Source organism: Corynebacterium gallinarum, from assembly GCF_014837045.1.
GTDB classification, from domain to species: domain Bacteria; phylum Actinomycetota; class Actinomycetes; order Mycobacteriales; family Mycobacteriaceae; genus Corynebacterium; species Corynebacterium gallinarum.
The window spans coordinates 265,165-291,592 of record NZ_JACSPR010000004.1 but is presented as its reverse complement, the minus strand read 5'-3'; the positions used below and the strand labels follow the sequence as shown (position 1 = coordinate 291,592).

The 26,428-nt window shown below is 64.8% G+C and carries 16 protein-coding genes; 9 read left to right on the top strand and 7 right to left on the bottom strand.

All coding sequences use genetic code 11. The annotated features are described in order from the left end of the window. Window positions 1-33: 33 nt before the first annotated feature. Window positions 34-2,034, top strand: a complete 2,001-nt coding sequence (gene zomB / locus H9627_RS07870) for a flagellar motor control protein ZomB (RefSeq protein ID WP_191733448.1) — start codon at window positions 34-36, stop codon at window positions 2,032-2,034. 140 nt (window positions 2,035-2,174) lie between these two features. Next, window positions 2,175-3,200, top strand: coding sequence for an alpha/beta hydrolase (locus H9627_RS07865; RefSeq protein ID WP_191733447.1), 1,026 nt, complete (start codon window positions 2,175-2,177; stop codon window positions 3,198-3,200). A 93-nt stretch (window positions 3,201-3,293) separates the two neighbouring features. Here H9627_RS07865 and gntP read toward each other — a convergent pair whose 3' ends face one another. Continuing rightward, window positions 3,294-4,637, bottom strand: coding sequence for a gluconate permease GntP (gntP, locus tag H9627_RS07860; protein ID WP_191733446.1), 1,344 nt, complete (start codon window positions 4,635-4,637; stop codon window positions 3,294-3,296). Between the two features lie 688 nt (window positions 4,638-5,325). Between gntP and H9627_RS07855 the strand changes: the two genes are divergently transcribed. The 6 genes from H9627_RS07855 (at window position 5,326) to H9627_RS07830 (ending at window position 17,691) form a co-directional block, all read left to right on the top strand. Continuing rightward, window positions 5,326-7,296 (top strand): alpha/beta hydrolase-fold protein, encoded by a 1,971-nt coding sequence (locus tag H9627_RS07855; protein ID WP_191733445.1) that lies wholly within the window; start codon window positions 5,326-5,328, stop codon window positions 7,294-7,296. Between the two features lie 2 nt (window positions 7,297-7,298). Then, complete coding sequence (locus H9627_RS07850) at window positions 7,299-7,832, top strand: DUF732 domain-containing protein (RefSeq protein WP_191733444.1); 534 nt, start codon at window positions 7,299-7,301, stop codon at window positions 7,830-7,832. 3 nt (window positions 7,833-7,835) lie between these two features. After that, on the top strand, window positions 7,836-8,756 hold the full coding sequence (locus tag H9627_RS07845) for a cutinase family protein (protein WP_191733443.1): 921 nt from the start codon (window positions 7,836-7,838) through the stop codon (window positions 8,754-8,756). A gap of 208 nt (window positions 8,757-8,964) precedes the next feature. Further along, entirely contained in the window at window positions 8,965-10,818 is a 1,854-nt protein-coding gene (locus H9627_RS07840; RefSeq protein WP_191733442.1) for a FadD32-like long-chain-fatty-acid--AMP ligase, read from the top strand. Window positions 10,819-11,155: 337 nt separating this feature from the next. After that, window positions 11,156-16,120, top strand: a complete 4,965-nt coding sequence (pks13, locus tag H9627_RS07835; RefSeq protein WP_191733441.1) for a polyketide synthase Pks13 — start codon at window positions 11,156-11,158, stop codon at window positions 16,118-16,120. A gap of 17 nt (window positions 16,121-16,137) precedes the next feature. Further along, the gene (locus H9627_RS07830; protein WP_191733440.1) at window positions 16,138-17,691 is read left to right on the top strand and encodes an acyl-CoA carboxylase subunit beta; all 1,554 of its coding nucleotides are present in this window, start codon (window positions 16,138-16,140) and stop codon (window positions 17,689-17,691) included. Between the two features lie 401 nt (window positions 17,692-18,092). Here the strand turns inward: H9627_RS07830 and H9627_RS07825 are convergent, their stop codons facing one another. The 6 genes from H9627_RS07825 to H9627_RS07800 form a co-directional block, all read right to left on the bottom strand. After that, on the bottom strand, window positions 18,093-18,458 hold the full coding sequence (locus tag H9627_RS07825; RefSeq protein ID WP_191733439.1) for a DUF3054 domain-containing protein: 366 nt from the start codon (window positions 18,456-18,458) through the stop codon (window positions 18,093-18,095). Between the two features lie 13 nt (window positions 18,459-18,471). Beyond that, window positions 18,472-19,602, bottom strand: coding sequence for a lysylphosphatidylglycerol synthase transmembrane domain-containing protein (locus tag H9627_RS07820; protein WP_191733478.1), 1,131 nt, complete (start codon window positions 19,600-19,602; stop codon window positions 18,472-18,474). Window positions 19,603-19,618: 16 nt separating this feature from the next. Further along, window positions 19,619-21,943: an MMPL family transporter gene (locus H9627_RS07815; protein ID WP_191733438.1), complete on the bottom strand. Its 2,325-nt coding sequence runs from the start codon at window positions 21,941-21,943 to the stop codon at window positions 19,619-19,621. A gap of 6 nt (window positions 21,944-21,949) precedes the next feature. Further along, window positions 21,950-22,636: an NYN domain-containing protein gene (locus H9627_RS07810; RefSeq protein WP_191733437.1), complete on the bottom strand. Its 687-nt coding sequence runs from the start codon at window positions 22,634-22,636 to the stop codon at window positions 21,950-21,952. After that, on the bottom strand, window positions 22,636-23,400 hold the full coding sequence (gene trmB / locus H9627_RS07805) for a tRNA (guanosine(46)-N7)-methyltransferase TrmB (protein ID WP_191733436.1): 765 nt from the start codon (window positions 23,398-23,400) through the stop codon (window positions 22,636-22,638). The genes H9627_RS07810 and trmB overlap by 1 nt, the downstream gene beginning before the upstream one ends. Window positions 23,401-23,536: 136 nt before the next feature. Then, window positions 23,537-24,685 (bottom strand): TDT family transporter, encoded by a 1,149-nt coding sequence (locus tag H9627_RS07800; RefSeq protein WP_318247769.1) that lies wholly within the window; start codon window positions 24,683-24,685, stop codon window positions 23,537-23,539. A 165-nt stretch (window positions 24,686-24,850) separates the two neighbouring features. Here H9627_RS07800 and H9627_RS07795 point away from each other — a divergent pair, with 165 nt between their 5' ends. Then, window positions 24,851-26,026, top strand: a complete 1,176-nt coding sequence (locus tag H9627_RS07795) for a hypothetical protein (RefSeq protein WP_191733434.1) — start codon at window positions 24,851-24,853, stop codon at window positions 26,024-26,026. Window positions 26,027-26,428 lie beyond the last annotated feature (402 nt).

Genomic DNA, 26,428 nt, shown 5'->3' with positions numbered 1-26,428 from the left:
TTGAGGGCAGGGGCGGTGATAGCATGTGGCCTCATGACGTTAACCACCCCACGTCCGGAATCTGGTGCTTCGACGGGATCCACCAGAGCTCCGAGGCAGGCTCCCAACATCACCCTCGTCACGACGATCCTGGCCACGCTGACCGCGGGTGTCTTCGCATTCTGGGCGGGGTGGACCCGCAGGTGGATCAGTGATGATGGCCTGATCGTGTTGCGCACGGTCCGCAATCTCCTGGCGGGCAACGGTCCGGTGTTCAATGCCGGCGAGCGCGTGGAGGCCAACACCTCCACCCTGTGGCAGTACCTCATCTACGCGTGGGCGCTGGTGTCTGACATGCGCCTGGAGGACATCGCCCTGTGGTTGGCGATCCTGTTCACCACGGGTGCGGCGATGATCGGTGTGCTGGGTACCGCGCATCTGCACCGCAACCGGATGGTCATTCTGCTGCCGGCGGGTGTGATCGGGTATTTCAGTCTGTCGCCGGCGCGTGATTTCGCCACGTCGGGTCTGGAGTGGGGTCTGGCGCTGTTCTGGATCGCGGTGTGGTGGTTGTTGCTGGTGTTGTGGGCGACGTCGGGGCCGTCATCGAAGGGGCGTCGGGCCACGGATCGTCTCCATGCCGGGGCGATCACGTATGTGCTGGCGTTCTGGGCTGGCCTGAGTTGGTTGATCCGCCCCGAACTGGCGCTCTATGGCGGGCTGACCGGGATTCTGTTGCTGGTGACCGCGCCGTCCTGGCGGGTGATGCTGGGGATCATCGCTGTCGCGTTGCCGGTGCCGGGTGGGTATCAGATCTTCCGCATGGGTTATTACGGTCTGATCGTGCCGCATACCGCGGTGGCGAAGTCCGCGACGGATTCGATGTGGGGGACCGGCTGGGAGTACGTGCTCAACTTCACGGGTCCCTATAACCTCTGGTTGGGCCTGGTGCTGCTCATCGCGGCCGGGGTGGTCACGGTGTCGCGTCTGCAACGCACTGCTTTTCGACGCCCCACCCGCCTCGAGCTACGCGCCCCCGCAGTGGTGGTCACCCTGGTCTTCCTCTGTTCGTTCCTGCACATCCTCTATGTCGTCCGCGTGGGCGGTGACTTCATGCATGCCCGCATGCTCCTGCCACCGCTGTTCGCCCTGTTGCTGCCGATGGCCGTCATCCCCATCAGTGTGGTTGACCGCACCTGGCAGGATCTGGTTGCCGGCGTGCTTGTGGTGGCGATGTGGATCTGGTCCACGGTGGTCTACATCAACGGCCATGACTGGGATGAGGACGGCGGTGGTGATGTCGTGGATGAGCGTGAGTTCTGGATCAACTTCACCAACCGCGATGAGGACAACCCGCCGATGTACGCCGAGGACTTCCTCGGGGTGGAGTTCATGGAGAACTACGTTGAGGTGATGCAGACGCAGACGCTGGTGGAACCGACCGGTCAGCAGCTGGCGATCAAGACCCCGGAGGGTGGCAACGCCTGGATCACCACCCCGCGGATGGAGGGGGAGGAGGCCGGTGACCTCGCCTACCTCCCGCCGACCGTGTTCATGGTGAACCTGGGTATGACCTCCATGAACGCCCCACTGGATGTGCGTGTCACCGACCTGATCGGTCTGGCCACCCCGCTGGCGGCCCGCCAGCCCCGTATCGAGGGTGGGCGCATCGGCCATGACAAACTGATGGCACTGGAATGGCAGGTGGCTGAATCCGCCACCCCGCTGGCCAACACCCCGGGCTGGATCGACCCGGAGAAGACCGCCCAGGCGCGGCAGGCGCTGCGCCACCCGGATCTGGTGGAGCTGTTCGAGGCCTACCGCGAGCCGATGTCCTTCCAACGTTTTGTGGGCAACATCAAATACGCCCTCACCGACGGTCGAACATTAGAAATATCTGATGATCCGGCAGATCTCCTGAAGAATTTTGAGGAAACCCCCCCTGAATTCCGGCAGGAACTCCCGGCAATCGCCTGGCCAGTGGAAATACAGCTTGACGAGCCCCGTGGCGAACCCCTCTACGCTTCCCCCAAGGCTACGGAAAGGTCACGGTAGCAGCTCACAGACACCTCTTACGACTACCAAAGCAGATCACGCGTTGGTAACGTGTCGTCCGGTAACCAAGATAGGCATTAAAGATGACCGGCCCCCAAGCCGCGTCGGGCTTTCACATCTATTTCTGCCGGAGGAGAAACATGTCCGTATTTTCGCGTGCCGGCGCGGTGAGCCATAAGCTCATCGCCCTGCTGGTAGCACTCGCAACGGCGGTTGGTCTCATGGTCGTTGGCACCGGTACCGCCGAGGCGGCCAACCGTGACTGGCTGCGCCCTGATTCGACAGGCCACTGCGACTGGGATGGCGCCGGTCACTGGGTACAGCGCTGTGATGTCTATTCCCCCGCCATGGGTCGCAACATCCCGGTGCAGATCCAGCCCGCACAGCGTGGTGGCAACGCCGGCCTGTACCTGTTGGACGGCATGCGTGCCACCCCCTGGTCCAACGCCTGGCTGGTCGACACCAACGCGGCTGCCCTCTACGCCCCGCACAACATCACCCTCGTGATGCCGGTCGGTGGCGCAGGTTCCTTCTACGCGGACTGGAACCACCCGGCCACCATGTCCTCCGCAGACCCGGTGGTCTACATGTGGGAGACCTTCCTCACCGCTGAGCTCCCGGCCTATCTGGAGCAGCACTTCGGTGTGGCCCGGAACAACAACTCCGTCGCCGGTCTGTCCATGGGTGGCACCGCCGCACTGAACCTGGCGGCCAAGCACCCGGGCCAGTTCCGACAGGCCATGTCCTACTCCGGCTACCTCACCACCACGGCACCGGGCATGCAGACCATGCTCCGTCTGGCCATGCTGGACACCGGTGGGTTCAACGTCAACGCCATGTACGGCTCCGTGATCAACCCACGCCGCTTCGAGAACGATCCGTTCTGGAACATGGGCGGCCTGCACGGCAAGGATGTCTACGTCTCCGCAGCCTCCGGTCTGTGGGGCCCGCAGGACAACGGCACCCGGGTGGACCACCGCATCAACGGTTCCGTCCTGGAGGCGGTCTCCCTGGCCACCACCCGCGCGTGGGAGGCCAAGGCCCGGGCCGAGGGACTCAACGTCACCGCTGACTACCCGAACACCGGGATCCACTCCTGGACCCAGTTCAGCTCACAGCTGCACAAAACCAAGGATCGCGTTCTCAACGTCATGAACGCCTGGTAGCTCAATAACAAAAAGGTCCGGTTCCCCACTGGGGGCCGGACCTTTTTCGCTGCCGCAACCACCGGGGTGGGTGGGGCGTCGACAAGCGTGGTGTTAACCGATGAAGACGCTGAGCAGCATGACCACGCCGAGGCCGACGAGCGAGTTACACAGCTGCAGCAGACCCCAGGTCTTGAGGGTGTCCTTGACCGAGAGATCGAAGTAGCCCTTGAAGAGCCAGAAGGAGGCGTCATTGACGTGGGTGAGGGTGTTGGAACCGGCGGCGGTCGCGAGCACCAGCAGCGCCGGATTCACGCCGATGAGGACACCGGAGGGGTCCATCAGCGCACCGGAGATGATGCCTGCCGCGGTGATCGCGGAGACCACACCCTGGCCGGTGGCCAGTCGGATGAGAACGGTGATCAGCCACGCCATCAGGTAGGGGGAGAGCGAGGAGGCGCTCATGAGACTGCCGATGTAGTCACCGATGCCGGTGTCGATGATGACCTGCTTCAGGGCACCACCCGCACCGATGATGAGCACCACCATGGCGATCGACTTGACCGCACCCTCGAAGTTCTCCATCGCCCAGTTGAGACCGCGCTTCGGGCGGATGGCGTAGAAGTAGAAGGCCGCGATCATCGCGACGGACACGGACACCACCGATGATCCGAAGAAGTTCACGATGACATACGCCATTGACCCCTCGGTGAGCCAGATGCTGAGGACGGTCGCGCTGATCATCAGGATGGCGGGCACCAGGGGCACGAACAAGGAGATGCCGAAGGAGGGGCGCTCCTCGACGGGTACGGGTTCCTCGGCGCGCAGCAGTTTCGGCACGGGGTAGTCGAGGTTGCCGAGGAACTTCGGCAGGATCCATCCGGTGACGACGACGGTGGGGATGGCCACCACCAGACCGAGGATGTAAACCATGCCGATGTCAGCCCCATAGGCGTCGACCAGCGCCACCGGGCCGGGCTGCGGTGGGAAGAGCGAGTGGGCGGTGGTGGTGGCCGCGACCGCGGGGATGGTGATCTTCATGAACGGCACCTTCGCCTCCACGGCCACTGCGATGACCAGCGGGGCCAGGATGATGAAAGCCACCTCGTAGAACATGGCCAGTCCGAAGACGGTACCGGCGATGACCATGGCGACCTTGACCTTGCCCACACCCAGTTTGGAGATCAGGGTGTCGGCGATCTGGGCGGCCGCGCCCGAATCAACCATGAGTTTGCCGATGACGGCACCGAAGACAACGATGATCGCCAGGGATCCGAGGGTGGAGCCGAAACCGGATTGGATGGTGTCGAGCAGGTCCATGAGGGGGAAGCCCTCCAGAACACCGATGAGCAGAGCCGCGACCAACAGCGCGAGCATCGCGTTGATCTTCCACTTGATGTTCAACAGCAGCATGACGCCGATGCCGAGGACCACCCAGACGAGATGTAGAAAGTCCATGAGGGATTCCTTCGCATTCCAGAAAAAGGGGCGATAGATAGTATCTAAAGAGTTTAATAATCACACCTATGATGTGGAGGTGTGTTGTGGCCAGGTGGAGTCGGGGGTGACTGGGCATGTTGGTGAAACAGATTAAAACTCCCCCCGAACATGGCCTATTTCACTCATAGGAAAAATGGCCCACGTCAGTGTCGGCGGGAAAATTACATCCTTGTCATGCAGGAATGTCCCGCACGTGCTCTCAGGGCCCTGGCATGCACTTTCCGTGCACTTTCTGCGCCGGGGCGGGTCGAACGGTCACGGTGTCGTCACGTGACGGCGGGCCCTCCCAGCGCGCCGCCCATCCGTCCGGAGGCCTCCCCGGGTTGTCCTCAACCATTGTCTGTTGGGAAAACAATCCGTATCCTGCGGTGTGTCACTGTGAAAACTCTCAAGTTGAACTTAAACTTGAGGGCACTCTGAAGTCTCGTGGCGGATGGCCCAGGATGGCCCCGGGTCACACCGGAGGGTGTAACCCTTTATCCGCCACAGACGACAAACAGTGAAGAACTGAACATCTCTTTAATAACAGGCAGTCCCGCACTGATCGGGAGCCCTCCGGGAGCGGGGAACTCCCCAGGGGTCACCGTGAAGTAAGTTAGACAGTCTGTGATGGCATCCACCGAAAAATAACGAGAAGGACAACTTCATGCGCGACACCGCATCACGTTCCACCAAATCCAGGCGCCGTTCCCTCTGGATCGCAGCTGGCGCTGTGCCGACAGCAATCGCCCTCAGCCTCTCCCTGGCAAGTCCCGCGGCAGTGGCGCAGTCCTCCTTCGGATCCTCCGACATCGTTGACAGCGGAGTGCTCGACACCATCACCCGCGGCCTCACCGATTACCTGACGCCCCGTGATGAGGCGCTGCCAGCGGGTGAGGTCACCTACCCCGCGATTGAGGGCCTGCCGGAAGGTGTCCGCGTTATCAGCGCCGAGTATGTCACCTCCCACCACGTTGTCCTGAGCATCCAGTCCGCCGCGATGCCGGAGCGTCCGATCAAGGTGCAGCTGCTCCTGCCCCGTGACTGGTACTCCTCCCCGGACCGGGACTTCCCGGAGATCTGGGCGCTGGATGGTCTGCGTGCCATCGAGAAGCAGTCCGGTTGGACCATCGAGACCAACATCGAGCAGTTCTTCGCGGACAAGAACGCCATCGTGGTGCTCCCGGTTGGTGGCGAGAGCTCCTTCTACACCGACTGGAACGAGCCGAACAACGGCAAGAATTACCAGTGGGAGACCTTCCTCGTGGAGGAACTGGCACCCATCCTGGACAAGGGTTTCCGCTCCAACGGTGAGCGTGCCATCACCGGTATCTCCATGGGCGGTACCGCGGCGGTCAACATCGCCACCCACAATCCGGAGATGTTCGACTTCGTCGCCTCCTTCTCCGGCTACCTGGACACCACCTCCAATGGCATGCCCGCCGCCATCGGCGCAGCGCTTGCCGACGCCGGTGGCTACAACGTCAACGCCATGTGGGGCCCTGCCGACTCCGAGCGCTGGAAGGAGAATGACCCCAAGCGCAACGTGGGTCAGCTCCGTGGCAAGCAGGTGTATGTCTCCGCCGGTTCCGGGTCCGACGACTACGGCCAGGACGGCTCCGTCGCCACCGGCCCGGCCAACGCCGCCGGTGTCGGCCTGGAGCTCATCTCCCGCATGACCAGCCAGACCTTCGTCGATGCCGCCAATGGTGCGGGCGTCAACGTGATCTCCAACTTCCGCCCCTCGGGCGTGCACGCCTGGCCCTACTGGCAGTTCGAGATGACCCAGGCCTGGCCGTACATGGCCGACTCGCTTGGCATGTCCAAGGAGGACCGCGGTGCTGACTGCGTCGCCCTCGGTGCCATCGCGACCGCCACCGCGGACGGTGCCCTCGGATCCTGCCTGAACAACGAATACCTGGTGGCCAACGGTGTCGGCAGGGCCCAGGACTTCACCAACGGCCGCGCCTACTGGTCCCCCAACACCGGTGCCTACGGGCTGTTCGGACGCATCAACGCCCGTTACTCCGAGCTCGGCGGACCGGATTCCTGGCTCGGCTTCCCCAAGACCCGCGAACTGACCACCCCGGACGGTCGTGGCCGCTACGTCCACTTCGAGAACGGCTCCATCTACTGGTCCGCAGCCACCGGCCCGTGGGAGATCCCCGGTGACATGTTCACCGCCTGGGGCACCCAGGGCTATGAGGGCGGTGGCCTCGGCTACCCGACCGGCCCGGCCAAGGACTTCAACGGTGGTCTGGCACAGGAGTTCCAGGGCGGTTATGTCCTGCGCACCCCGCAGAACCAGGCCTACTGGGTCCGTGGCGCGATCTCCGCGAAGTACATGGAGTCCGGTGTCGCCGCCACCCTCGGTTTCCCGACCGGCAATGAGCGCCTGATCCCGGGTGGTGCCTTCCAGGAGTTCACCAACGGCAACATCTACTGGTCCGCCTCCACCGGCGCGCACTACATCCTCCGCGGCGGCATCTTCGACGCATGGGGCGCCAAGGGTTATGAGCAGGGCGAGTACGGCTGGCCGACCACCGACCAGGCCCGCATCGCCGCCGGTGGTGAGACCATCACCTTCCAGAACGGCACCATCCGTCAGGTGAACGGTCGCATCGAGGAGAGCCGCTAGTAGTGAAGTTCCCCACCTCCCTCCAACGGGCAGCCGGTATTCCACTGGCCGTCCTGGCGGCGACCGTCCTCACCGCGTGCGGTGGCGTGACGGTCGAGGGTAACCCCTCATCCGCCGACACCGACTCAGGCACCGGCACCACCACCTCCATCGCGCGTGAAACCGCGACGGAGGAGAAGGGGTCGGGCACGGAGACGTCGACAAGCACCACGTCCCGTGGCAACCAGGCGCAGCCGAAGGACCGGCCGGCCGCGGAGATGACCGAGCCGCCCACCACCGGGGTGGAACGCACGCCGGAGGAGCTCGATCTGCTCGACGGCTTGCGTGAGGGCGGAATCGACGTTGAGGGGGTGGAGGATCAGATGATCGCCACCGCCGGCACCGTCTGCCGCTCGCTGGAGGAGGGCACCGACAATGTCACCGCCGATGCCATCGCGGGGCAGCTGATCGTGCAGAACCGCGTGGATGTGCCGGAGGAGCGCGCGGGTGAGGTCTCCACCCTGATTCGGGAAACGGCCGAACGGACGTATTGTTAACCGATGAGGAAAATCCTTACCGTCATCGCTGTCCTGGTCGTTCTCACCCTGATCACCGTGGGCATCGTGCAGTATGTCACCACGTCCGATGACGCCGACCCCACCGGGGAACCCGGCGTCACCGGCACCTCCGCCGCACCTGAACAACCCGACTGGTGCCCGGCGGTGGAGTTCATCTCCGCGCCCGGAACGTGGGAATCGGCGCCCAACGACGATCCGATCAACCCCACGGCCAACCCGTGGTCCTTCATGCTCTCGGTCACCCAGCCCCTCCAGGAGCGCTACTACGCCGACACCGTGAAGGTGTGGACCCTGCCGTACACCGCGCAGTTCCGCAACATCAATTCCCAGAACGAGATGACCTACGACGAGTCCCGCTCCGAGGGCCTGTCCAAGATGACCGGTGAACTGGTGAGCATGCACAATGACTGCCCGCTCACCGAGTTCGTCATCGCCGGTTTCTCCCAGGGTGCCGTGATCGCCGGGGATCTGGCCGCGCAGCTCGGTTCCGGCCAGGGTGCCATCCCGGCCGATCGCATCAGGGGTGTCGCCCTGGTTGCGGACGGCCGTCGTGAACCCGGTGTGGGCCAGACCGTGGGCAATCCCGTGTCCGGTGTGGGTGCCGAGGTGGCCTTGCAGCCCCTCAACCTGCTGGTCCAGCCGATCGTCCCCGGCGCCACCATGCGTGGTCCCCGCGTCGGTGGTTTCGGTGAACTCAACGACCGCGTCTATGACATCTGTGCGCCAGATGACTCCATCTGTGACGCCCCCCGCGACATCGGCAACGCGCTGGACCGTGCGCTGGCGATGGTGGCCGCCAACGGCGTCCACGCCCAGTACGCCACCAACCCCAACGTCATCCCCGGGACCACCACCAACGCCTGGCTCGTCGACTGGTCCGTCGACCTCATCGAGAACGGTTAGCGCCTGGGACGCTTGTCGACGACAGGACCCTTCCGACCCTGCCGGAATCCGCCCGGCAGTTGGAGGAGACTCATGAAACTCGACTAGTGTTATTCCCAAAAGTAATGAAATAGCAATTCCGGGCGATGGGGAAGGTGACCGTCAGTCTGCCGGGCCACCACCGGGATGCGTCTGAATGACCAGTGAAACGACAAGTTAAAGGGACATTATGGATCTGGATAAAGCGATCGGCTCATTCTTCGATGAGGATGGCGAACTGAACCTGCCGCCGTATATGACACTCGCCGCCATGGCCGAGTTCATGTACCAGGCGGATATCGCTGAGGGTGGTGCCGACAAGGTCCGCATGCGCTTCTGGGACTACACCGACTCCCGCGAGGGCACGGTGGTGGAGTACACCCGCGAGCAGATCAACACCCGCATCAAGGCGGTCGCCGGACGTCTGCAGCAGGTGGCCACCATCGGTGACCGCGCCGCCATCCTGGCCAACAACAGCCCGGAGTACATCTTCAGCTTCCTGGGCGCCATCTACGCAGGCGTGGTCCCGGTACCACTGTACGATCCGACCGAGCCCGGGCATGCCGACCACCTCACCGCGGTCTTCGCGGACTGCGAGCCGGTGGTTGTGCTCACCAACTCCCACTCCGCCGGAGCGGTGCGTAAGCACTTCTCCGCACTGCCCGCTGCTGAACGCCCCCGCATCCTCTCGGTGGATTCCCTCCCGGATTCCCTGGCGGATTCCTATGAGAACCCGATGATGACCGAGGCCGGCAAGCGTCTGTCCGCCATGCGCCAGGTCGCTCCCATCGATCTCACCGCGTTCCTGCAGTACACCTCCGGTTCCACGCGCACCCCGGCCGGTGTGGTCCTGACCAACCGGTCCATTCTCACCAACGTGCTGCAGATCTTCTCCGCAGTGAAGATCCAGACCCCGCTGCGCCTGGTGTTCTGGCTTCCGCTGCACCACGACATGGGCATCATCCTGGCCGCGTTCGTCACCATGCTGGGACTGGACAACGAGTTCATGAGCCCCCGTGACTTCGTCCAGCAGCCCTCCCGCTGGATCAAGCAGCTCAACCGCCGCGAGGGTGACAACAACGTCTACACCGTGGTCCCGAACTTCGCCCTGGAGCTGGCCGCCCGCTACGCCAAGCCTGCCGAGGGGGAGGAGCTGGATCTCTCCGCCCTCGATGCGATCGTCATCGGTTCCGAGCCGGTCACCGAGAAGGCCGTGACCGCCTTCCGTGAGGCCTTCGAGCCCTACGGCCTGCCGGCGCAGTCCCTGCGTCCGTCCTACGGCCTGGCTGAGGCATCCCTGCTGGTGACCACACCACAGACCGAGAACCGTCCCCTGATCTCCTACTTCGACCGTGAGGCCCTCACCGAGAACCGTGTGGTCATGGTGGAGAAGGGGGATGAAAATGCCGTGGCGTTCATCTCCAACGGCCAGGTGGCCAGGCCGCAGCAGCTGGTCATCGTCGACCCAGAGACCGCCACCGAGCTGGAGGACGGTCAGATCGGTGAGATCTGGACCCACGGTGAGAACACCGCCGCAGGTTACCTCGACCGTGAGGAGGACACCGCCGAGACCTTCCGCAACCGTCTGAAGGGCCGCCTGCCGGAGAACTCCCGCGCCGAGGGTGCCGCCGACGACAACTACTGGATGGCCACCGGTGACCTCGGTGTCATCGTCGACGGTGAGCTCTACATCACCGGACGCATCAAGGACCTCATCGTGGTGGCCGGCCGCAACCACTACCCTCAGGACATCGAGTACACCGTCCAGCAGGCCTCCCCGCAGGTCCGCGCCGATTCCGTCGCCGCCTTCGCCATCCCGGGTGATGATGTGGAGAAGCTCATCATCCTGGCCGAGCGCGACAACACCGCCGACGAGTCCGGTGATGACGCCGCCATCGAGGCCATCCGTGCCGCGGTGGGCAATGCCCATGGTGTGGTGCCCGAGGATATCCGCATCCTCGCACCGGATGAGATCGCACGTTCCTCCTCCGGAAAGATCGCCCGCCGGGTGAACCAGCGCAACTACCTCGCAGAAGGCAGGTAGTCCGGTTTCCGGTCACGGTGTGAGGTGAAAGGAGCCCCCGGTGGTGCGGTTGTTGAACAAAGGGGTCAGCTCCCGGATTTCCTATCGGGGGCTCAGGTCTTGCTAAGCTTTAGCCTTTGTTGAATTCTGGATTCAAACGGTTCATGAACTGCGGATGAAACATTTGTGGCACGTGGGGCGATAGAGTTCTGGATAAGCGTTTTCCAGGCCCCGATATGCGTGACCGCGCAGGTTGGACATCACCGGGGGCATGCAGTGTAAGAATGGTCTGCAACCGTGGACAATGGAAGAACATCAGTTTAAGAATCAATCGTTGTGAAAGGCTGAGGCCATCCATATGGGACAGAGCCAATCGTCGGATCAGAAGATGACCGCTGAACAGGTCCGCACCTGGCTTCGGGACTGGGTTGTCCGCACCACCGGGCTGCCCGCCGAGGAAGTGTCGGATGACAAGGCGATGGAGACCTTCGGTCTCTCATCCCGTGATGTCGTGGTCCTCTCCGGTGAGTTGGAGAACCTGCTGGATATCACCCTTGATGCCACCATCGCCTACGAGTACCCGACCATCCGTGGTCTGGCGCAGCGGCTCATCGATGGCGAGCCGGAGCGATCCAACGTCAAGCGCGAGCTCAACTACACTCCTCTCGGGTCCTCGCCTGGCAACCATGACATCGCCGTGGTGGGCATGGCCGCTCGTTTCCCGGGCGCCGGCAACACCGACGAGATGTGGAAACTGCTCGTGGAGGGTCGTGATGGCATCGGTGAGCTGCCCATCGGCCGCTGGTCCGAGTACGCCGGTAATGAGGTCATGTCCCGGAAGATGGAGGAGTTCTCCACCGTCGGTGGCTACCTCCCGGACATCGCCAGCTTCGACGCCGAGTTCTTCGGCCTGTCTCCACTTGAGGCCGCCAACATGGATCCGCAGCAGCGCATCCTCCTGGAGTTGACCTGGGAGTCCCTGGAAAGCGCCCGCATCGCGCCCAGTTCCCTGCGCGGTGAGTCCGTTGGTGTGTTCATCGGCTCCTCTAACAATGATTACGGCATGATGATCGCCGCCGACCCCGCCGAGGCGCACCCGTATGCGCTGACCGGTACTTCAAGCGCGATCGTGGCCAACCGCATCAACTACGCCTTCGACTTCCGTGGGCCTTCCATCAACGTGGACACTGCCTGCTCCTCCTCCCTGGTGGCGGTCCACCAGGCTGTGCGGGCGCTGCGCTCCGGCGACGCCGACCACGCCATCGCCGGTGGCGTGAACATCCTGGCCTCTCCGTTTGTCACCACCGCCTTCGCTGAACTCGGTGTGATCAGCCCGACCGGCAAGATCCACGCCTTCTCCGATGACGCCGACGGTTTCGTGCGTTCCGACGGCGCCGGTGTGGTCGTGCTCAAGCGCGTCTCCGACGCCATTGCCGACGGCGATGAGATCCTCGCTGTGATCAAGGGGTCCGCCGTGAACTCCGACGGCCACTCCAACGGCCTGACCGCCCCCAACCCGGATGCGCAGATCGATGTGCTCCAGCGCGCCTACATGGATGCCCGCGTGGATCCCACCACCGTGGACTACGTGGAGGCCCACGGCACCGGCACCATCCTGGGTGATCCGATCGAGGCCACCGCGCTCGGTGCGGTGCTCGGCCAGGGCCGCGACAGCGCCACCCCGACCCTGCTGGGTTCGGCCAAGACCAACTTCGGCCACACCGAATCCGCCGCGGGTATCGCCGGCATCATCAAGGTCGTCCTGGCCATGAAGAACAAGACGCTGCCGCCGTCGGTGAACTACGCCGGGCCCAACCGCTACATCGACTTCGACGCCGAGCGCATCGAGGTTGTGGAGGATCCCCGCGAATGGCCGCAGTACAGCGGCCGCGCACTGGCCGGTGTGTCCGGTTTCGGCTTCGGTGGCACCAACGCCCACGTGGTGATCTCCGAGTTCAACCCGGAGGACTACACCGCCGACCTGGAGGGCCACCGGCCCCGGTCCGCACAGCTCGCCGACGTCATGGTCGCGCTGCCTGTGTCGGGCCACCTGCCGTCGCGCCGTCGACAAGCAGCAGCCGACCTGGCAGATTTCCTGGAGGGACGCCGCGACGAGGACCTCACCCCGGTCGCCCGTGCCCTGGCACGCCGCAACCACGGCCGCTCCCGCGCCGTGGTGCTCGCCAGCAGCATCGAGGAAGCCGTCAAACGCCTGCGACAGGTTGCCGAGGGCAAGGTCAGCGTGGGTATCTCCACCGCCGATGCCCCGGCTGCCAACGGCCCGGTGTTCGTCTACTCCGGTTTCGGATCCCAGCACCGCAAGATGATCAAGGATCTCCGCTCGTTGTCCCCGCAGTTCCGCGAACGCATCGAGGAACTCGACGAGATGGTCAAGTTCGAGTCCGGCTGGTCCATCATGGACATCGTCCTGGATGATGAGCAGACCTATGACACCGAGACGGCGCAGGTCACCATCACCGCCATCCAGATCGCGCTGACCGACCTGCTCGCCGGTTTCGGCATCCGCCCGGCAGCCGTGATGGGCATGTCCATGGGTGAGATCGCCGCGGCCTACGCCGCCGGTGGCCTGTCCGACCGCGACACCATGCTCATCGCCAGCCACCGTTCCCGCCTCATGGGCGAGGGCGAGAAGTCCCTGCCCGAGGACCAGCTGGGTGCCATGGCCGTGGTGGAACTGTCCACCGAGGCACTGGAGGAGTTCAACGCCGGACACGCCGAGCTGCCCGACATCGAACCGGCCGTCTACGCCGCCCCCGGTATGACCACCGTCGGTGGCGACCGCAAGGCCGTGATCGCCCTGGTCGAGGAACTGGAGAAGGAGGGCAAATTCGCCCGCCTGCTCAACGTCAAGGGCGCCGGCCACACCAGCGCCGTCGAACCGCTGCTGGGTGAACTCGCCGCTGAGATCGCCGGTATCGAACCACAGCCACTGCAGATCCCGCTGTTCAGCTCCGTGGATCAGGGCGTGACCTACCCGGTGGGCAGCGTCGTCCACGACGCGGACTACATGCTGCGCTGCACCCGCAACTCCGTGTACTTCCAGGACGCCACCGAGGCAGCCTTCGCCGCGGGCCACAACACCCTGGTGGAGATCTCCCCGAACCCGGTCGCCCTCATGGGCATGATGAACACCGCATTCACCGTGGGCAAGCCCGATGCGCAGCTGCTGTTCACCCTCAAGCGCAAAGTGTCCGAGGCGGAGTCACTGCGCGACCTCATGGCCAAGATGTATGTTGCCGGCGCCCCGGTGGACTTCGGCCAGCTCTACGGTGAGGGCGAGATCATCGACCCGCCGTCCATCACCTGGAAGCACCAGCGTTTCTGGACCTCCGCCCGTCCGAGCAGCGGCGCCAGCGCCGACCTGCCGGGCACCCGCGTGACCCTGCCGAACAACAATGTCGCCTTCACCACCGTCGCAGAGCTGGCTCCGTCCGCCATCGCGATCATGGAGACCGCTGCCGACGCCGTGCTGCCGGGGTCCTCCCTGGTGGCTGTCGACGAGCGCGACATGCTGCCCCCGAGCGGTGAGATCACCACGGTGGTCGCCCGCAACCTCGGTGGTTTGGGCCTGTCGGTGTACAAGGTCACCGGGGGCACCACCACCCTGGTCGCCGAGGGTTTCGCCGCCGCCCCGGGCTTCGGTGTCACCTCCGAACCGATCGAGTCGGAGCTGCCGGAACCACCGGCGCAGCTGTCCGACCTCCCCCTGGATTTCGAGGCCGTGCGCTGGGATCCCGCTACCGAGACGGTGGAGGAGCGTATGCGCGCCATCGTCTCCGAGGCGATGGGCTACGACGTCGATGACCTGCCGCGCGAGCTGCCACTCATCGACCTCGGCCTGGACTCGCTGATGGGCATGCGCATCAAGAACCGCATCGAGAACGACTTCCAGATCCCGCCGCTGCAGGTGCAGGTGCTTCGCGACGCCTCCGTCGCCGACGCCGTCACCCTCGTCGAGGAGCTGGTGGCCGGCCGTACCAACGGTGACGCTGACAGTGCAGCCACCGGCGAGCCCACCCCCACGGTGCTCACCGACGGCCCGATCGGCGCGGTGACCACCACCGATGTTGCCGGTGAGGTGGCCTCCGACGCCGCCACCGAGGTCTCCGAGGCACCCGCGGCACTGGCCGACCCGGCCGGTGCGCTGGGTGTGTCCGCCCAGGTGACCGCGGCCCCCGCCACCTCCGATGCTGCGCCCAAGGCCGGTGCCACCGGCGTGGGTGTCGCCCCGCGTGATGCCTCCGAGCGCATGGTGTTCGGCACCTGGGCCGGTCTGACCGGCAAGGCCGCCGCCGGCATCACCAGTGAACTGCCGGAGATCGACGTGGACACCGCCACCCGGATCGCCGAACGCCTCACCGACCGCTCCGGCGTGGAGATCACCACCGAGCAGGTGCTGGCCGCAGAAACCCTGGAACCACTGTCCGACATGGTCCGTGAGGGCCTGGAGACCGAGGTCGAGGGCAATATCCGTGTGCTGCGCGCCCGCGAGGAGGGGTCCACCAAGCCCGCCGTGTTCATGTTCCACCCGGCCGGTGGCTCCTCCGTGGTCTACCAGCCGCTGATGCGCCGCCTGCCCGCGGACGTCCCGGTCTACGGTGTGGAGCGCCTTGAGGGCAGCCTCGAGGAGCGCAGCTCGCAGTACATCGAGGACATCGTGAAGTACTCCGACGGGCTGCCCGTGGTTCTCGGTGGCTGGAGCTTCGGTGGTGCACTCGCCTTCGAGGTCGCCCATAAGCTGCAGAACACCGATGTCGAGGTGGCCACCATCGCGCTGCTGGACACCGTTCGCCCCTCCGAGCCGATCCCGGACACCCCGGAGGAGACCCGCGCCCGGTGGGAGCGGTACTCCAACTTCGCCCGGAACACCTACGGCCTGGAGTTCGACGTGCCCTATGAACTCCTTGACATGGCAGGGGAGGACGGCCTGCTGAACATGCTGGGTGAGTTCCTGTCCACCACCGACGCCTCCGAGCACGGACTGTCCGCCGGTGTCCTGGAACATCAGCGTGCCTCCTTCGTGGACAACCGCATCCTGGACAAGCTGGACTTCTCCCGCTGGGCAGAGGTCGATGTGCCGGTGCTGTTGTTCCGTGCGGAACGCATGCATGATGGAGCCATTGAGCTCGAACCCAACTATGCCCATATTGATCCTGATGGTGGCTGGTCGGTTATCGTTGAGGATCTGGAGGTCATCCAGCTCAGTGGCGATCATCTGGCCATCGTCGATGAGCCGGTGATCGGTAAGGTCGGTGCTCACATGAGTCGCCGGATCGAAGAGATTTCCCGGAAGAAGAATTGACGGAGAGCTGACGGAAGTTGAGTAACACCACCACTGCAGAGAAGCTTGCGGACCTTCGCGCCCGGTTGGACAAGGCCGAGGATCCGGGAAGCGAACGCGCCCGGAAGAAGCGCGACGAGGAGGGTCGTTCCACCCCCCGACAGCGCATCAACGCGCTTCTTGATGCCGGTTCCTTCGTGGAGATCGGCGCACTGGGTCGTACTCCCGACGAACCGGACGCACCCTATTCCGACGGTGTGGTCACCGGTTACGGCCGCATCGAGGGCCGCCCGGTCGCCGTCTACGCCCACGACAAGACCGTCTACGGCGGCTCCGTGGGCCAGACCTTCGGCCGCAAGGTCAGCGAGGTCATGGACATGGCCATCCGCATCGGATGCCCGGTCATCGGTATCCAGGACTCCGGTGGTGCCCGCATCCAGGATGCGGTGACCTCCCTGGCCATGTACTCCGAGATCGCCCGTCGTCAGCTGCCGCTGTCCGGCCGCAGCCCGCAGATCTCGATCATGCTGGGCAAATCCGCCGGTGGCGCGGTGTACGCACCGGTGACCACGGACTTCGTCATCGCCGTTGAGGGCGAGACCGAGATGTACGTCACCGGTCCCGCGGTGATCAAGGAGGTCACCGGTGAGGTGATCACCTCCGCCGACCTGGGTGGCGCCAGCCAGCAGATGCAGAACGGCAACGTCTCCTACATCGCCCAGGATGAGACCGAGGCCTTCAACATGGTTAAGGACCTCCTCGACTACCTGCCCCTGACCTGCGATGACCCGGCCCCGGTCTACGCGGCACCCACCGATGAGGAAGTCGCCCACGACGAGTCCCTCAACACCTTCATGCCGGATGACACCAACCAGGGCTACGACATGCATGACCTGCTGTCGAAGTTCTTCGACGACCCGGACCTGCTGGAGATCCAGGCCGAGTTCGCCCCCAACCTCATCACCGCCTTCGCCCGCATTGACGGCCGCAGTGTGGGTGTGGTGGCCAACCAGCCGATCGAGAAGGCCGGCTGCATCGATGCCGATGCCGCCGACAAGGGTGCCCGGTTCATCCGCATCTGCGATGCCTACAACATCCCCGTCATCTTCGTCGTGGACACCCCGGGTTACCTGCCCGGTGTGGAACAGGAACGCGCCGGACTCATCCACCGTGGGGCCAAACTGGCCTTCGCCGTGGTGGAGGCGACCGTCCCGAAGATCTCCCTGATCGTCCGCAAGGCCTACGGTGGCGCCTACGCGGTCATGGGGTCCAAGAACCTCACCGGTGACCTCAACTTCGCCTGGCCGACCGCACAGATCGCCGTCATGGGTGCCGCAGCCGCAGTGGTGATGATCCAGGGCAAACAGCTGGAGGCCATCGAGGACCCCACCCAGCGTGCGTACATGAAGAAGGTCTTCATGGACTTCTACGACGAGAACATGACCAGCCCCTACGTCGCCGCCGAACGCGGCTACATCGATGCCATGATCGAGCCCGCCGAGACCCGCCTGATGCTGCGTCAGGCCGTGCGCCAGCTGGCCACCAAGGACGTCAAGGACCTGCCGAAGAAGCACACGATCTACCCGATGTAGTGCAGCGATCCGCCCATAAGCGGATTGATCCGGGCCGGGCGCCTCACTATGGTGGAAACACCACGGTGAGGCGCCCGGCTTTTCTGTGCCCGTGATGCGCCCCGGCAACACGTAATGGATTTTACGACTATCATCGGGCGCACCCGTTTTACCCATTTAGATGAGCGTGGAAACATGACACGCTGATCCGACGAACAGCCCCAGGAGGCCAAACACCATGACAATTCTGGCAGTTCTTTCCGGAATCGACATCCTGACCACATTCGTGGCCTACATCCAGGGCCTGTTCAGCTAACAGACCCCCGACGAGAAGAGAGTCCCCTTTATCCCCTCAATCCGCTTATGGAGCGGGCTGTGAGGGGGTAAAGGGGACTCTTGGTGCTTCTGCTGCCCTGGTCCGCCTATTTACGGATCACACGGTGCAGGGCACGCCAGCCCAGGACCAGGATCGCGGAGGCGGTGGTGGCCACGATCATGAACGACCAGTGGGGGACCTCGCCATTGGTGATGCCCCAGAAGACCAGGCCGATGACCACGGCGAAAATCCAGACGGACAGCCCCGCCGGCCGGATGAACTCCGCGTGCGCCCTCAGCGGCAGGATGACCACCAGGTAGGCGAGGAACACACCGGCGAGGAAGGGGAGCATGGTGTTGAACCAGCCGGCGGGGTTGAGGGGCATCTCCTCGCTCTGGTGGGCGATGCGGGCGAACAGTGCGAAGAGTCCGATGGCGATCGCATCCAGGAGCAGGGCTAACCAACGGTTCACGTGAAATTACCTCTCAGGGGCTGGGGTCATGGGCGGCATCGGAGGCGGACCGGTGCGCGCCGGGTGGGTCTGTTTCCATGCTATCCCGTTTGATTGATTCACTTTCCACGGCACGGTTGGCGCGCAGTCCCCGGGGGGTGAAATACATAAAATAGATGACCCATCCGATCAACGACATGAGGATGAAGGACAGCAGCCGGTAGATGATGACGGCTCCCGCGGCGTTCACGGCGGTCATTCCGGTGGCCACGAGGGTGGCGATGTAGGCGGCCTCCACGGGGCCGACACCACCGGGGGTCGCCTGGATGGAACCGACGATCTTCGCGGTGGTGTACGCCAGCACCACCCCGGCGAGGGAGGTGTTGTCCGGGCTCGCCTCGATCCAGGGCAGTTCCCCGGTGACGGCCCAGACGCAGAGCCAGAGGGATGCGGCGTCGAAAAGCCGGTTGAACAGTGACCACGTGGCGGCCTTGGCGAAGTTCCCGGCGCTGAGCGTCACGGTGCGCAGCTGGCTGATGTGGCCAACGAGCTTGTCGACGCCCGTTTCCACCGGCCTGCGCAACACCCGGTTGCTCCGGTGCAGCACGGCCCGACCGAGGCTCTCTATCCGGTCGGGGTGGTTGGCCCCCCAGTACACCAGGCCCGACAGGCCCACCATGAGCACGAAACTGGCCAGCAGGGACCACAGGTTGAGTGTGGCCCCCATGAAGAACACCGCCGACACCCCCAGGGCCACCAACCACATGGTGGACAGTGCGCTGGAGAGCACGAAGAACCAGGAGCACAGGATCACACTGGCACCCCAGGTGCGCTGCACCTGGAAGGTGAGGATCGCCGACAGGGCCGGCCCACCGGGGAAGGTGGCGGACCAGGAGTTGGAGGCAAAGGTCAGTGCGGTGGTGGCGGTGCGCGGTGGCCGGACACCCCCGGCCCGCAGGAGGATGCCCATCACCTCGGCCATGGCCACGAACGAGGCGATGAGCAGAAGCAGGGCGAGTCCCACGCCGAACGGGTCGGCGTGCCGGATCTCCCCGATCCCCCTGCGCAGGAAGTCGAGGTGATCCCGGAGGAAGAAGAGGATCGCGCCCAGGATCACCAGGGACAGGATCCACCTGACCCAGGGGTTGCTGAGGACTCTGCGCACGGTCACCGGCCCCGGCCTAGCTGCGGTCACCGGAGCTGCGTTTGTTCTCCAGGCGGGACATCAGTTCGGCGAAGGGCACCAGTTCCCCATCCTCGGCGGTGCTGCGTCCGCTGCGGGAGGCGACGGTCTCCTCGGCGGGTACGGCCTCGTGGATGGTGACCTCCTCACCCTCGTCGAGGGGGCGGGTGGGACCGGTGGGTACGGTCGTTTCAGGGCCGTCGGAGCCGTGCCCCATGACGGCGTAGGCCTTCTTGATGAAGCCGGGGGCCCACCAGTTGTCCTCGCGCAGCAGATGCATGACGGCCGGCACGAGGAGCATGCGGATGATGGTGGCATCGAGGATGAGGGCGGCGATCATGCCGAAGGCGATGTACTTCATCATCACAATCTCGGAGAACCCGAAGGCACCACAGACCACGATCATGATCAGTGCCGCCGCGGTGATGATGGAACCGGTGTGGGCGGTGCCGTAGCGGATCGCATCATCGGTGGAGGCCCCCTTGTCGCGGGCCTCCACCATCCGGGAGACCAGGAACACCTCATAGTCCGTGGACAGTCCGTAGATGATGGCCATGATCAGCACCAGCACCGGGCTCATCAGCGGGCCGGGGGAGAAGTTGAACAGGTCCGCGCCCACACCGTCGACGAACATGAGGGTGAGGATGCCCAGGGTGGCGCCCATGCCCAGGACGGTCATGATGATCGCCTTGGCGGGCAGGATCAGGGAGCCGAACACCAGGGCCATGAGGATGAAGGTGGCCACGACGATGTAGAGCGCCATCCAGGGCAGTTTCTCAAAGAGGGCCTCGATGGATTCGATCTCCATGGCGGGGGTGCCGCCGATGTAGACCTCGACGCCCTCGGGCACGTCGATGGCCCGCAGCTGGTCGATGACCGACTCATTCATGGACCGGTCGATGATGCCGGCCGAGAGCACCGTGGTGCCGTCGGTGGTGGCACCCGCACTGAACCGGTCGGTGAGCCCCTCGACCTCATTGGCCTGGACATAGATATCGATGAGTTGGTTGTTGTCGGCGTTGGTGACCACCAGCTTCACCGGCTCGGTGCGGAAGGTGGCGAAGGAGTCGTCGAAATCCTCCTGCGCCACGCGGGTGTCATTGGTGGGTGGCAGGTAGGTTTCGTTGATGCCGCCGAATTTCACCCCGACCAGGGGCACGGTCAGGCCGATGAGCACCAGCACGATGGCCGCGGTGACCAGCTTGGCGTTCCTCATCGCCCAGGACGGCACCTTGAACCAGATGGTGTCCTCCAGGCGTCGCGCGGTGCGCGAGGTACGGCGCAGACTCCACTTGTCGATGTTGGTGCCCAGCATGCCGAAGATCGACGGCAGGACCACCACCGACATCAGTGCAGCCAGACCCACCGCGGAGATGGCACCGAAGGCCACGGATTTCAGGAAGGCCTGGGGGAACACGAACAGACCCGACAGGGCCACCGCGACCATGGCGGCGGAGAACACCACCGTCTTACCTGCTGTGGCCGTGGTGGTGGCCACGGCCTGGGGGACGGGGGAGCCCTTGTCCATCTCCTCGCGGAAACGCGAGACCATGAACAGGCCGTAATCGATGGCCAGGCCCAGACCCAGGAGGGTGACCACGGACTGGGCGAAGACGTTGACCTGGGTGACGCTTGCCAGGATGGACAGCACACCGAGGGAACCCAGGATGGAGAGCACACCGACGATCAGGGGCATGCCGGCGGCCACCACGGAGCCGAAGACGAACAGCAGCAGGATCGCCACGGCGGGCAGGGCGTAGACCTCGGCGCGGAGGATGTCGCCGGCCATGCCGTCGTCAAGCGCGTCGGCCACGGCGGTCGCACCGGCGACCTGCGTGGTCACACCACCCGGCAGCGACTCCGGCACGAGCTGATCCTCAATGGCACGGAAATCCTTGAGGGTCTGCTCACCGTCGCCCTCCAGCCCGAGGGCGGCGAAGGCCTGCGTGCCATCGTCGCTGAGCAGGGAGGGATTGCGGGTGTCGAAGTAGCTGTTGATGTGGCTGAGCTCGTCCGGGTTACCCTCCCGCAGGCCGGTCAGGTGATCGGAGACGGCGGAGAACACCGCCGGGTCGTCGAATGAGGTGCCCTCCGGTGCCGTGAACAGCAGGACCACATCGCCGTTGTTGTCCCGGCCGAAGGTCTCCATCTCGATCTGCGCGGCGGCGGTGGAGGAGGAACCGGGATCATCCCAGCCCTCCTGGCTCATCCGCTCACCCAGTTTGGTGCCGAACCCGACGTAGAGGGCCAGGATGGCAACGACAATGATCAGCGGAATGATACGCCTGTGGTTGTAGGCGAAGTGACCCCATCTCGAGAACACGGGTGGTTACTCCTGGGACTGGTTGCGGTTGGACAGAAGGGCGGTCAGTGGCCTGAACGGCTGCAGCCATGCACCGCCATCCGGCAGGTTGTCGAGGCTGACACGTGGGAGCGGTTCGCGGAAGACACCGGCGATCTCCTCAAGGTCCACGAATTCGATCGCCTCGTGGGCCACGGCCCAGGAGGCGTGTTCGTGGAAGCCGATGACGGTGGCGGGGATGCCGTCACCGGCGAGTTCCTCGAGGAGCTCGCGGAAGTTCTGCCCATCGGCGCTGGCGACAACCACACCGCAGAGCACACCCTCCTCGAAGCGACGGCGGATGTGGGCGAGCATATCCTCATCCACATCGGAATCATCAGTGAGCTTCGGCTTGGCGAACACCGCGAAACCGACATTGCGCAGGGCCTCAACCCAGGGGCGCACCACATCGGCACCACCCGGTGCGATGTTGGTGAACACGGTGGCCTCTGGCTCGATGCGACGACCCAGGTCGTAGGCGAGGCTGTCGGCGCGGGCCAGCAGCCAGCGGCCGATGGCGTCGAAACGCGGACGGTACGCCGCGGTGGGGCGACCACCCAGGATCGCACCCAGCCCCATGTCCAGATTGGGTGCATCCCAGACCAGGAGGAGGTTCTCCGGGCCGGACTGGTCGGTGGGGGCGTAACTGTGGACGGTGTCGTGTACGTCAGCCATTATTGCCTCTTCTGCCACAGGTACTCGTTGATGGTGTGATCCTTGTCCAGGCCCTTGCCCTCGAATTTGGTGATCACCTGACGGTCGGTAAGCTGCGGGCACTCCGGCCACGGCCAACCCTTGTACTCCAGCAGAGGCTCCACCTCGACGAGTTCATCGATCCACTCGGCGTAGTCGGCGTGATCGGTGGCCACATGCAGCACACCGCCCGGTTTGAGCTTGCGGGCAATGAGGTTGAGCGGACCGGACTGGATGATGCGGCGCTTGTTGTGGCGCGCCTTGGGCCAGGGGTCGGGGAAGAAGATGCGCACACCGTCGAGGGACTCGTCGGCGAACATGCGGTTGAGCACCTCGATGCCGTCACCGCGCACCATGCGGATGTTGTCGATGCCACCGCGCACCACAGACCCCATGAGCTTGGCTAGGCCGGGCTTGTACAGCTCGACGGCGATGATGTTGGTGTCAGCCTCCAGCGGGGCCATCGCGGCGGTGGAGGTTCCGGTGCCGGAACCGATCTCCACGATGGTTTTCGCGCCGGCGCGGCCGAACCAGGCATCGATGTCGATGAGCTCGTCTTCGAGGAGACGGCCCAGTTCAGGCCACTTCTCATTCCACATGGTCTGCTGGTTCTCGGTCAGGGTGCCACGGCGGAAGGTGACACTGCCCAGACGCGGGTAATCAAGGTCGTCGTTGAATTCGGATTGGAGGGGACGGCCGGCCGGCAGTTCACCCAGTTCTTCTCGGGAATTATCAGAAATAGACATCGGTGATCATTTTTCCTGTTCAGCGGAGAAACTTCAATCTGCCACCTGTGCTGTTGAACAGGGGGACAGGCCAGGACAGGCCAGGGCAGGACCACGGTGGGTGTGGGGGAGGGAAGCGGGGAGACGTCGACAAGCATCACCGACGGCGACCACTGGCAACCGCGTGCACCCTGCGGACCATCCTGGCAATGATGGCCATCGTACCGCCGAGGGTGGCCACCCCGGCGTGAAATAGCAGAATGACCAGCAGGAACACGCTGATCTGGTCCAACCAGGCCAGGCCACTGGAGTCGGAGAGCCAGTGCACGCCCAGGCAGAGTGCGCCCACGGGGAAGGTGCTCGCCCACCAGGTCGGGCTGTAACTGATCCCGCGCAACGCGGCCTGGTAATGGACCACCACCGCGGTCAGGACAACCGGGATGGCCACCACGCACATGATGAATCCGTAGACGACCCCGGTGCGCACCCATCCGGTGGCGGCCCCGAACAACTGGGCACACGCCATCGACTGCCCCACGATGCCGAGTGGGATCCAGATCGTCGGCGCCGCCATTGGCTCCAGACGGTGCTGGCTGGCGCGCCGGGAACGGGGGCCGAGATAGTAGGCGTAGACGCGGGTGAACACCACCGGGGCGGTCAGCAGGGTCAGGAGGAAGGCGCCCATGGACAGCAGCAGGATGAGGGTGGTCCATACCCCGTGTGCACCGTCTGCCCCGGTGCTTGCCAACCAGTCGTGGAACCGCATCCCCGCGGTTGCGGTCACCATCGGTGTGACCAGCGGTAATCCCCAGGAGAAGGTGGGTGTACCAGCCCGCCCGGTGATCAGCTGGCGCAGGTACACCACGCAGGTGACCAGGCCGAGCGCCCCGCCGATCACGCAGCACCAGAAGTGGAACCACCACACCGCATCCCCGAGGGAACCGACCAGGATCGTCGAGGAGGCCGACCCCAGAGACACCACCCCGAGGGAGACCATCGCCCAGGCGGGCATGACCACGGGAGTGAACTTCGGGGAGCGGTACACCAACCACCCGATGGTGATGATGGCAGTGACCACCCCCGCGATCAGCAACATCGCCCGCGCACCCGCCACGAACCCGTGGAGCTCCAGCAGTGCCGCCGTCAGTGCCGTGCCCATGAGGGAACCCGCCCACGCCGGACCCGCCGGGGGCAGCACCGCGGTGTACCGGCGGCGGTTTTTCACATAACCGGGCACACCGAGGGAATGCAGCGTGGACACCAGGGAGGAGGGCAGGGCGGAGATGCGGGACGACGGAGTGGACACCCCCACAGATTAGGGGCCATGCATAGCGGGCGGTAATAGCGGTGCATCCGGTTACGATGAGGCGCTGTCGCCGAACCAGGTGACGGCAGCCGTTGCGCAGGCCGGGAAAGTGCGGTGTGATGGTGTCGGATCCGGGGTGTGATCGGAGCCGTTGGGGGAAAGACCATGGTTGATGTGCCTGAGAACTTCCGGGCGGCCGCGGCATGGGCCGAGGGGCGCGCCTTCGGTGACGCGGCCGGAATGGCCGTGCGGGAGGTGCTGAATGAATTGACCGGGCCTCCCCGCATCGGGGTGTGCACGGTGGATGCGCCTGTCCGGGTGATAGTGCCCGGGGCGAGGATGGTGCACACCCACTGGCCCGCGGTGGGATCCGGAACCGATGTGGTCCTGCTCATCCATGCCGGTGAGGTGCCCGGCCGGATGCGTTCCCGTATGCGCGCCGGGCCCCAGGAATTCATACACATAGAAGATAAGGAACAGGCGGAGAATTACACGATTGGGGTTCCGGAGCTGCTGCGCATCCGGGAAAAGCTCCTGACCTGCGAACTCCACGCCCTGTCGGTGCGGTTCCCGGAGTTGTCCGGGCTGGTGCCTGATCCGGTGGTCCCGCAGGGTACGGGTGCGCCCCGGGTGGTGGTGATCGGTCCGGACGTGGACCGGGTGGCGGAGGTCCGCGCCGTGCTGGCCGCGCATGTGGAGGTGGTGGCCTCGGCGGACGCGGACGTGGTGGTCGCGGTGCCGGGTGGGCGGGGTTTCCTGCTTGTCGACGCCCCGACCATCCAGGATGCCTGGCGTCGCGTGGGGAGACTGGTGACCCTGTCACCTCTGCCCGACGGGGTGTGCCCGCAGGCGGTCCCCGCCGGGTGGGACCTGGTGGACACCGTGCGTCGGGTGGCGCGCCACCCCGCCGGGTGGGACGTGCCGCCTGTCCCCGACGTCCGGTGGGTGCAGGCCGTGGAGAGGATGGAACGCCAGTGGCACCGGGAACGCCACCGACAGGTGCTGGACATGCGTCTGGCCGGTGATCGCCGGGGCATGCGGGAGTGGGCCACACGCCACGGGTACGTGCTGCCGGCTGAACCGGTCCTGACAGCCGTGGATCTGGCCACCGGTTCCGGGTGGGTGCTCGGGATGTGCATCCTCCGGCCCGATGCCCTCCCCCTGGGGGCTGTGGTGTTGATCCTCTACCTCGTGCAGCGGCGTCGACGGGTGGTGGCCAGGTGGTGGGACTCAGTGCCCCGTGCCCTGGAGCTGGATACAACCAGTGCGCGTGCCGGCACCGGCAGAGGGCCGGTGCACTGGCTGCGGGGACAGGTCCACCGGGCAGGACGGGGGAGGTGAGCGGCAGGTGGAGATGTGGTGGTTTGGTGTCAGAGAGTTCCTCTCGGCGGTGACCGGGGTCCCGGGTGGATTGGCGCTGGAGGTCGACGGGGAACTGGTGGAGATCGGGGTGCCGGGACAGGAGAGCGTAACCCACCCGCATGGTGCGGGATTGACCATCTACGCCGACCTGGACGGTGATGGGGTGGTTGATCATGTGACTGCGCACGATTACGCGGGCGGGTATGAGGTGTGGTCGCGTCAATCCACGCCCGCTGACTGGGGATTACCTACCGATAGTCCCGTCAACCCATCAACTTCGTGGGGGCTAGAGTCCGAAGATACCCCTGTCCGGGGGCGAGGAATGACATCAAATGATCATATGAATAGTGGGTGGATATGCATTGATAGGGGATAACGGCA